Raw genomic sequence first — 9442 nt, 5'->3', positions numbered from 1 at the left:
GATCGGGCAACTGGGGCGAGGTCAAAAAGATCACAGCCTCTGACGCCGCCGCGTTGGATAATTTTGGAATCTCGGTATCGATCGGCTGCGACACCGCGATTGTCGGAGCACCTGCCGTCCACTCCGGGAATCCGACCGGCTCGGCCTACGCGTACCAGCGCGACGAGGGCGGCGTGAACAACTGGGGCGAGGTCAAAAAGATCACCGCTTATGATGCCGCCGCGGGCGACATCTTCGGATCCTCGGTAGCCATAAGCTGCGGCTGCCTGACGGCGATAGTAGGCGCGCCTTACGACGACGACGCGGGTTCGATATCTGGGTCGGCCTACGTATACTTCGATGCCTGTACCGACCACCTTGAGTGCTACAAGATGAAGGACAGCAAGTTCATGAAAACCTTCAGGGCCCTCGTTGACATGGACTCGCCGCAGTTTGGGCTCGCTCCGAACTGCAAAATCAAAAAAGGCGGAAAAAAGTTCTGTGTCCCGGTGGCGAAAACTGTCATAACGCCCCCATCCGTCGACGGCGTTCCTCTTACCCATTGGGACATATGGGGCCCCAGCCTGACTACCGACTTCATCTGTTACAAAGTCGCTTGTTTAAACGAACAGTCATCTCAACAAACAGTGGTCGATCAATTCGACTACCGCGACATCAAGGTGGGCAGGACAAAGGAGTTGTGTGTGCCGGCGCTCAAGAAAACTGCCTGCCAGGATTCCGGTGCGCCGCAATGCTACGGGATATGCCCGGAACCCCAGGTTTGCGTGAAATTGGCAAATGAAAACTATTGTGATTGCGTGACGGTTGATACTACTACCACGACGACCACGACGACCACGACGACCACGACCACCACGACGACCACGACCACGGTACCACCCTGCGATCAGTCCGCACCCGCGTGCAACGGAACATGTCCGGCTGACAAGGCCTGTGTCTACTTACCTAAAATCTTCAGCTGCGGCTGCATCTAGCACGGCGATATCGAACATGACCGTCGAATAAACAGCCTGCCGCGCGGAGGGTTCATCATGGGCCGCGGCCGCGGCGGTCACGCTGTCAGCGAAGTTCGTAGTCGGAAAAGTCCGGCTGCATGGTCCAGCGCCAGTAGTCCAGCAACAGCCACGGCGAGGTCGTGGTCACCCTGCCGCGGCTGTTCTTGTACCAGCTGTTCATGCCCGGGTGCGCCCACACCTTGCGCTCGTGCTCGGCGTCGAAGCGGGCCACGTAGTCATCGTGTACCTCGCGTCTCACGTCCATGGTCGACAGCCCTTTCTCGACCATCTCCCTGACACAACCCATGATGTAGCGCACCTGGCACTCGGAATGAAAAATGATGCTCCCGGCGTGGGCCAGGTTGGTGCCAGGGCCGTAGAGGCAGAACATGTTCGGAAAACCCGGGACCGTGATGCCGAGATAAGCCGACGGGTCGTCACCCCAGGCCTCGGACAGCTCGACACCGTCGCGACCGATTATATCCATGGGCCACAAAAAGCGATTGGCGTGAAAGCCCGTGGCGAACACTATTACGTCGAGTTCGTGCTGGCTGCCGTCCTCACACTCGATGCCCGTGGCCGTAACCCGCTTTATGCCGTCGGTCACCAGGTCGACGTTGTCTTGCTTGAGGGCCCCGAACCAACTGCCGTTGTCCTGCAGCATGCGCTTACCGAAAGGCGGATAGTCGGGGATAACCTTGGCCAGGAGTTCCGGGTCCTCGCCCACTTGGCCGCGTATGTACTCGGTGAACACCTCGCGCAGCATATCGTTGGACTCGCTCACCGAGCGTTCCGGGTGTTCCCACTCGGGGTCCACGACCAGCATCGGCATAAGTCCGTCCGACCCGGGCCAGAACAACAGGAACCGATACCAGCGACCGTAAAAAGGTACGTGCCTGAGCAACCACTTCTTGCCTTCGCTGGTCTCACGGTGGTAGTCCGCGTTCCAGGTCATCCAGCAGGGAGATCGCTGAAAAACCTCCAGCTTACCCGCGACCTTGGCCAGTTCGGGGACCAATTGAAGACTACTCGCGCCGGTGCCTACCACGGCAACGCGCTTGCCCTCCAGCTCAACGTCGTGTTGCCAGCGGGCCGAGTGAAAGCCGACGCCCTCGAAGTCGTCGAGCCCTTCGAAGGCCGGTATCCTTGGCCGGCTCAATTGGCCAACCGCGCTCACGACGACAGCAGCGTCGAGCTCATCCTCGCTGCCGTCGACACGGCGCAAGCCCACCCTCCAGCGGCCGGTATCTTCGTCGAAAACCGCGCGGGTCACCTCCGTGTTAAAGCGCACGTGCTCGCGCAGGTCGTGGCGGTCGGTAAATTGTTCGAAGTAATCGAGCAATTCGTCACGCTCAGCGAAGTAACGGGTCCACTCGCTGTTGGGCTCAAATGAGTAGCAGTAAAAGTGGTTCGGAATGTCGACCCGACAGCCCGGGTAGCTGTTCTCAAGCCAGGTGCCGCCCACTGTAGCGTTCTTCTCGACCACCGTGAACGGGATACCGGCCTCCTGCAGCCTGTACGCGGTAAGCAAGCCCGACATTCCTGCACCGATGATCACCACCGGAAAATCCTGCTTCAACTTGTCCGGCAGCGGCCGTGTCCATCCAACGCGTCGCGGGTCGCCGCCGTCGAGCGCCAGCTCCTCGGTCATCATGGCCACGTAGTCGACAGGGACTTCCTCGCCCACCATCAGGTTCATCATCTCGTGAATGGTCTCCGTCGAAGGCGACGACGGCAGCGTACAACCCCTGTCACGATACGCTCGCAGGGCGTCAAGAGCCGCGGTCCGGACGCGGGCCTTGTCCTCGTCGGCCATTCCGCCCTGCTGCTCGCCCAACACGGCGGGGCCCGGGCGCGCGAGGTCGGCCACCGCCTGCAGGCTCCCCTCAAGGTGCACGATGGACATCAGGATGGCGGGAATACTGGCGCTGGCCAGCGCCTCGGCGATCTGCTCGTCGCTCTCGGTGATGGGGTCCACCGGCTGTTGAGGGATTCTATCGGTCATGGATGTCCAGTGTCGCCAGGCTTGCCCGCCGCTTCTATTCAGTCGGCCGCGGGCGCTGCGGTGCCTATTACCCCGCAGGCCACGCGCGCGCCGGCCGCGCCGGTGGGCTGGCTGGCAAGATCGTCGGCCCCTGCGTGAACAATTACTGCGCGCCCCACTATCGAATTGGCACCCGACAGCGCGATGACGCTGTCCACGCGGTCATAAGAAGCGTTACCTTCTGCATCGGCGCCGAGGTTGCCAAGGTCACCAACGTGCCGGCTCTCGGCCAGGGGACCCGCGTGGTCAACCGAGGCGGGATTGAAATGCCCCCCCGCCGACTTGCCGTCGCCCGAACTGCAATCGCCCCACTGGTGGATGTGAAAACCGTGTCCACCAGCGGCGAGGCCCGACAACTGGGCCTGCACCCTGACGCCGCCCTCTGCGGGCGTAAAGCTGACGCTGCCGGACGCGCTGTTACCCGCGGTAGCCACGAGTGTGGCCAGCGCCGGGCCCTGCTGCGAAGCTGCCTGGTCGGCCGCCGCCAGCGATACCACCGGCGCTTGAACGCCCGGGGTCGCTGGAAAATCCAGTGTCGAAAATGCCGTCGCAAGCAGTACCACCGCTATCATCTTTGCTATATTCACCCTGTGCTCCTTCGTCGGCACTGAATGCAGGCCGGGCAGGCAGCTTGCCCCGCGCCTGCGCTAGCTGCAAGCTGTGGGCATAAAACCATGAGCACAGACAGCAACAACACTGACCGCGCCGACTACACGGTGGCCGTCATAGGCTCGGGATTTGGCGGCATCGGCGCGGCCATCAAGCTCAAGCAGGCGGGGATCAACTCCTTTGTCATGATCGAGCGGGCTTCTGAGCCGGGTGGCACCTGGCGCGACAATACTTACCCCGGCTGTGCCTGCGACGTGCCGGCCAACGCCTACTCGCTCTCCTTCGACCCCAACCCCGACTGGAAACACAAGTTTGCCCACGCCGACGAAATCCAGGCCTACCTGCTGCGCACCGTCGACAAGCACGGTCTCGGCGAGCACCTGCGCTTTGAAACCGAGGTTAGCTCGGCGGTCTTTGATGACCAGCGCCAACAATGGGTGCTGCATCTGGATAACGACAAGCAGATCACCGCGCAGGTGGTGATCGCGGCCGTCGGCGGGCTGGTCAACCCCGCGCCCCCCGACATCGAGGGCCTGGCCGACTTCGAGGGCCAGCTTTTTCACACCGCCCGCTGGAACCACGACTACGACCTTGCCGGCAAGCGCGTCGCGGTGATCGGCACCGGCGCCAGCGCGGTGCAGGTGGTTCCCGCCATAGCCCCCTCTGTTGAACACATGAGCGTCTTTCAGCGCACGCCCGCGTGGGTGGTGCCCAAGGGTGACCTCGAGGTAAGCGAAACAACCAAGCAACGCTTCCGGCGTTTTCCGTTCATGCAGAAAGCCGTGCGGTGGTTCACCTTCTGCTTCAGCGAAGCCATGGGGCCGATGATAGTGCTCGACTCACCGCGGCTGTCGGGCATAGCCGAGCGCGCTTCGATCAGGCACCTCGAGCACTGTGTGTCCGACCCCGTACTCCGGGAAAAGCTCACCCCGCACTTTCAGTTCGGCTGCAAGCGTATGCTCATCTCCGACGACTTCTGGCCCAGCTTCGAACGCGACAACGTCGACCTGGTGACCGACAGCATCACCCGGATAACTGCCAAGGGGCTTGTTACCCACGATGCCGACGGTAACGAGCAATCCCACCCCGTTGACGCCCTGCTGCTCGCCACCGGCTTTGAGACCGGGCTTTCGTCAGCGCCGTTTCCCATCACCGGGCGCGCGGGCAAGTCGCTGGCCGATACCTGGAAGGACGGCGCGGTGGCCTACAAGGGAATGACGGTGTCGGGTTTCCCTAACTGGTTTACCATCATGGGCCCGAACACCGGCCCGGGCCACACATCGGTGCTGGTCTTCACCGAGGCGCAGATCAGGTACATCGTGCAGGCCGTGCGCAGGATCGCCAGTGGGCGAGCGCGCAGCTTCGAGGTAAAACAGCAGGTGCAGGACCGCTACAACGAGCGCATACAGGGGCGCATGAAATACACGGCCTGGTCATCGGGCTGCAACAGCTGGTACCTGGGAGAAGACGGTAAGAACCGCGCCCTGTTTCCGGGCTTCGCCAGCGAGTACTACCTGCGCACGCGACGCTTCAAGCGCTCGGACTACACCGTCAGATAGCCCGCCCCCCGGCGGGCAGCCGGCTCAGTAACGCTCTGCCTTGGAGATAATCTCGTTCATGATCTCGCGGGTGCCGCCGCCTATGGGGTAGAGCCGAGCGTCGCGATACAGGCGCTCGACCACGTACTCGCGCATGTAACCGTAGCCACCGTGGATCTGCACGGCCTGGTCACAGACAGCCGAGCACATGTCGGTGGCCACGTTCTTGGCCTTGGCGGCCAGCACGTTGGCGTCTTCGCCGCGCAGGTGGCGGGCAACAACTTCGCCGGTTATCGCGCGGCCGGCAGCTATGCGCGTGGTCATGTCGGCCAGCTTGTGGCGGGTGACCTGGAAGCCCGACAGTGCCTGCCCGAAGGCTTCTCGCTCCCGGGCATAAGACACCGACTCCCTGTAGGCCAACTCGGCTATGGCCACGCACTGGGCGGCCAGCCCTACCCTCTCGGAAACAAAGTTGTGCATGATCGCGAGGAAGCCCTCGTTCTCCACCCCGACCAGGTTTTCTGCCGGTACCCGGCAATCGTCGAAACTGATCTCGGCCGTGGCGCTGGCCCACCAGCCGGTCTTGCGCAACTTGCGCGACACGCTGAAGCCGGGCGTGCTCTTCTCGATGATGAGCAGCGAGATTCCACCGTGACGATCTTCGCCCGTGCGCACCGCGGTAGTGACGAAGTCGGCCCGGCAGCCCGACGTTATAAAAGTCTTCGAACCGTTGACCACGTAACAATCGCCGTCGCGCACGGCCCGGGTACGAAGCGAGGCAACGTCGCTGCCACCGCCGGGCTCGGTGATCCCCAGCGCCGACACCATGCGTCCTTCGAGTACCGGTCGCACGAAGCGTTCCTTCTGCTCATCAGTGCCCAGGCGAATTATAGGAGGAATTGCGATGTTGTGACTCCACAAGCCCACCACCGTTCCAACCGACTTACCCGCCAGCACCATTTCATCGCCCGCGACCGTGCCGTGCGACAGGTCTCCACCCAGCCCTCCGAGCTCCTCGGGGTATCCCACGCCCATCAGGCCGGCCTCCGCCGCGCGCCGGTAGAGTTCTATGGGGAACTCTTCGGCCTCTTCCCATTCGTGGGCGTTCGGCTCTATCTCGGTAGCGGCAAAACGCCTTATCTGCTCGCGCAGCTTGCTGTGTTCCTCGTTCTCAAAAAGGTATGTAGACACGTCGCTTGTTCTCCCGCGGGGTTATCCGCGCGTGGCCGCAAGGCTGATACACTCGCGCAGACTGCCCTTGTATGGCAGGTCAACGCAACTCTTCTGCGGGCCGGAACGGCAAAAGCTGCTGGCAGTAGCCATCACCAACGCGTACTGTTGCCAGCGGTAGCGCGATCAAGGGACGCGCAGCGACGGGAGAAGCCACAGAATGACCGACGATATTTTCTCAAGCCAGGAGCACAACCTTTTTCGCGACACGATGCGACGCTTCGTTGAGACCGAGCTGGCCCCACGCGCGCGCGAGTTCGACGAGATGGGCCAGGTGGACAAGAGCATTTACCCGAAGATGGGCGAGCTGGGTCTGCTCGGCCTGCGCTACGACCCCAAGTGGGGTGGCGCGGGCCTGGACTGGTCCTACTCGGCTATCTTTTACGAAGAGCTCGCCCGCTGTGACAACGCGGGAGTCGGCATGGGCATCTCGGTGCACACCGACATGGCCACCCCTTCGTTGCACCAGTTCGGAAGTGATGAACTCAAGGAGAAATACCTCGTCCCGTCGATCAAGGGAGAGATGCTGTCTGCCATCGGAGTCACAGAACCCGACGCCGGTTCGGACGTGTCGGGTATCAAGACCCGGGCCGTGCGCGACGGCGACGACTGGGTAATAAACGGCTCAAAGACCTTCATTACCAACGCGGCCACGGCCGACTGGATCTGCCTGCTGACAGTGACCGACCCCGACGCGGGCTACGGCGGGTTTTCGCAGATCCTGGTGCCCACCGACCTGCCCGGCTACCGCTACGACCTGCTCGACAAGATAGGCAACCGCGGCTCGGACACCGGCCTGTTGTTTTTTGAGGACCTGCGCGTACCCGTGTCCAACACCATCGGCGACCCCGGGCGCGGATTCCAGCAACAGATGATGCAGTTCCAGGACGAGCGCCTGCTGGCCTGCGTATCGAGCTACGCGGGCGCGCTCAGGCTGTGGGAAATCACCCGCGAGTACGCTGAAAACCGGGTGCTGTTCGGCAAGCCCCTGTCAAAAATGCAGGTCTCGCAGTTCAAGTTCGTAGAAATGCTCACGCAGATAACCGCAGCGAAGGAGCTGACGCTGTCCTGCGTACGCAAGTGCATAGCCGGCGAAGACGCCACCAAGGAAATCAGCATGGCCAAGATCTTCTGCGGTCGCATGGGACGCTCGGTGGCCGACGAGTGCATGCAACTGCACGGCGGCTTCGGCTACATGCGCGAGTCGGCCGCCGGCCGCGCCTTCGTGGACACCCGGCTGATAAGCATAGGCGGGGGATCGGACGAAACCATGATCCACTACCTGGCAAAGATGCTGGGCTTCTAGGAGAACGACACGACATGGCGCAAGACGATAAGAGCAGGCAAGACACGGTTCTCTACGAGCAGCGTGGACGAGCGGCCTGGATAACCCTCAACAACCCCGACAGCCGCAACGCGCTTTCGGCCGACATGGTCGAACAGCTGACGGCCGGTGTGAAGCGCGCCAACGACGACGACGAGACGAGGGTCATCGTACTCACGGGTGAGGGCAAGGCGTTCTGCGCGGGAGCCGACCTCAAGAAGAGCGGCCGCATGGGCGAGACAGAAGGTAGCCGAAACCCGTTCATCGACCTGATGTTGCACATACGCGACGGCGACAAGCCGGTCATCTGCGCGGTCAACGGCGCGGCCTTTGGCGGCGGGCTGGGCCTGGTGGCCGCCTGCGACATAACCCTGGCCGTGGACACGGCGCGTTTCAGCTTCAGCGAGGTGCGCATAGGCGTGATCCCAGCCATGATCTCCGTGGTGGTGTTGCCCAAGCTGGGCGAGCACAACACCATGCGGCTTTTCCTGACCGGCGAACGCTTCGACGCCGCGCGCGCGCTCGAGTACGGCCTGCTGCACCGGGTGGTAGCTGCCGATGAGTTGGAAAACGAAGTGCAGAAAGAAATCGACGCAGTGGCCAAGGGTGGACCGGTAGCGATACGCGAAGCCAAAAAACTCGTGCGCACCGTTGCCCGCCTCGACGAGGACGCGGCCTTTGCCTACGCCGAAGAGCGCATAGCCGAGCTCTTTGCCTCGCCTGAAGCCGCCGAGGGCATGTCCGCGTTCGCCGAAAAGCGCGACCCGGCCTGGGTTGCCGACAGCAACGACGACTGACCGCCGCCGATCAAGCGGGGGCTAGAGCCGGGACATCACCTTGTCGTCAAAAATGGCAAGCCCCTTTTCCAACGAGCCGCTATCAAATCCGCGGGGCGCTATAACCGCGCGCGACACGCCCATATCCTGCAGACGCAGGGCCGTGTCGAGATCGCAGTCTCCCATGCCGACGCTGATTTCTACTTCGCCGGCGTCGCGACCCAGCTTGTCGCACTCCTCCTTGAGCACGAGCAGCAGGGGTTCAAGCTGCTCCGGACCACCCACGGCCGGAAAGAACCCGTCGCCATAACGAGCCGCCCGCTTGGCGGCTATGGGCGTGTGCCCGCCGACCACCACCGGCACGCCCGCCGCCTGCACCGGCCCGGGGCTGGAGTGCATGGGGCCCCAGTTAAAAAACTTGCCGTCAAAGGCCTCGGGCTCGGCCTTCCACAGCGACCGTATCGCGGCCACGGCCTCGCGGGTACGAGACGCACGGTCGGCAAAGGAAATTCCCAGCGCGTCGAACTCTTCTTCGAGCCACCCGACGCCTATGCCGAGGATGGCACGTCCCCGCGACAGCACGTCCAGGGTGGCGATTTCCTTGGCCACGTAGAACGGGTGGCGCTGCGGCAGTATGAGCACGCCGGTGGCCAGCTTGATCTTCTCGGTAACCGCAGCCGCGTAGACCAGGGGCAGTATCGGGTCGGGAATCGGTGACTCCTCGGCACCGGGCATGCGCCCATCGCCGCTGTATGGGTAGGTCGACTTGTAGCCGGACGGAACGACGACGTGCTCCACGGTCCACAGTGACTCCATGCCCGCCGCCTCGTTCAGGCGGGCAAAATCAGGCAGAAAGTCGGGGGTACCCATCGGTCCCACGTTGCTGAACATAACTCCAAATTTCATGATCTGTTCCCTCTTCGTCC

8 protein-coding genes are annotated in these 9442 nt (G+C 62.6%); 4 read left to right on the top strand and 4 right to left on the bottom strand.

Going from position 1 to position 9442, the window contains the following annotated elements; translation table 11 throughout:
• Positions 1 to 974 (top strand): hypothetical protein (locus EYQ35_07220; GenBank protein ID HIF63924.1); only part of this gene is annotated, 974 nt, incomplete at its 5' end.
• Between the two features lie 85 nt (positions 975 to 1059).
• On the opposite strand, the gene EYQ35_07215 is transcribed toward EYQ35_07220, so the two are convergent.
• Together EYQ35_07215 and EYQ35_07210 are read right to left on the bottom strand one after the other, a co-directional pair.
• Complete coding sequence (locus tag EYQ35_07215) at positions 1060 to 3000, bottom strand: NAD(P)/FAD-dependent oxidoreductase (protein HIF63923.1); 1941 nt, start codon at positions 2998 to 3000, stop codon at positions 1060 to 1062.
• A gap of 38 nt (positions 3001 to 3038) precedes the next feature.
• Positions 3039 to 3611, bottom strand: a complete 573-nt coding sequence (locus tag EYQ35_07210; protein HIF63922.1) for a superoxide dismutase family protein — start codon at positions 3609 to 3611, stop codon at positions 3039 to 3041.
• Positions 3612 to 3713: 102 nt separating this feature from the next.
• On the opposite strand from EYQ35_07210, the gene EYQ35_07205 reads away from it, so the two are divergent.
• Positions 3714 to 5207 carry an NAD(P)/FAD-dependent oxidoreductase gene (locus EYQ35_07205; GenBank protein ID HIF63921.1) on the top strand — a complete coding sequence of 498 codons (1494 nt, stop codon included), beginning with the start codon at positions 3714 to 3716 and terminating at the stop codon, positions 5205 to 5207.
• A gap of 24 nt (positions 5208 to 5231) precedes the next feature.
• Here the strand turns inward: EYQ35_07205 and EYQ35_07200 are convergent, their stop codons facing one another.
• A complete protein-coding gene (locus EYQ35_07200) occupies positions 5232 to 6377 on the bottom strand; it encodes an acyl-CoA dehydrogenase (protein ID HIF63920.1) in 1146 nt (381 codons plus the stop codon).
• A 199-nt stretch (positions 6378 to 6576) separates the two neighbouring features.
• Here EYQ35_07200 and EYQ35_07195 point away from each other — a divergent pair, with 199 nt between their 5' ends.
• A complete protein-coding gene (locus EYQ35_07195) occupies positions 6577 to 7722 on the top strand; it encodes an acyl-CoA dehydrogenase (protein ID HIF63919.1) in 1146 nt (381 codons plus the stop codon).
• Positions 7723 to 7736: 14 nt separating this feature from the next.
• The gene (locus EYQ35_07190) at positions 7737 to 8537 is read left to right on the top strand and encodes a hypothetical protein (GenBank protein HIF63918.1); all 801 of its coding nucleotides are present in this window, start codon (positions 7737 to 7739) and stop codon (positions 8535 to 8537) included.
• 21 nt (positions 8538 to 8558) lie between these two features.
• On the opposite strand, the gene EYQ35_07185 is transcribed toward EYQ35_07190, so the two are convergent.
• Positions 8559 to 9422 (bottom strand): LLM class F420-dependent oxidoreductase, encoded by an 864-nt coding sequence (locus tag EYQ35_07185; protein ID HIF63917.1) that lies wholly within the window; start codon positions 9420 to 9422, stop codon positions 8559 to 8561.
• Between the last annotated feature and the right edge of the window lie 20 nt (positions 9423 to 9442).

The organism is Candidatus Binatota bacterium (genome assembly GCA_012960245.1).
Taxonomy (GTDB): Bacteria; Desulfobacterota; Binatia; order UBA1149; family UBA1149; genus UBA1149.
Note: the sequence above shows the minus strand (reverse complement) of the source record. Positions and strands in the feature narration are given on the sequence as shown.

Excerpts from the sequence above, each read along its gene's own strand:
- EYQ35_07185 (HIF63917.1), bottom strand. The coding sequence starts at position 9,422 with ATGAAATTTGGAGTTATGTTCAGCAACGTGGGACCGATGGGTACCCCC.
- EYQ35_07210 (HIF63922.1), bottom strand. The coding sequence starts at position 3,611 with ATGATAGCGGTGGTACTGCTTGCGACGGCATTTTCGACACTGGATTTT.
- EYQ35_07215 (HIF63923.1), bottom strand. The coding sequence starts at position 3,000 with ATGACCGATAGAATCCCTCAACAGCCGGTGGACCCCATCACCGAGAGC.
- EYQ35_07205 (HIF63921.1), top strand. The coding sequence starts at position 3,714 with ATGAGCACAGACAGCAACAACACTGACCGCGCCGACTACACGGTGGCC.
- EYQ35_07195 (HIF63919.1), top strand. The coding sequence starts at position 6,577 with ATGACCGACGATATTTTCTCAAGCCAGGAGCACAACCTTTTTCGCGAC.
- EYQ35_07190 (HIF63918.1), top strand. The coding sequence starts at position 7,737 with ATGGCGCAAGACGATAAGAGCAGGCAAGACACGGTTCTCTACGAGCAG.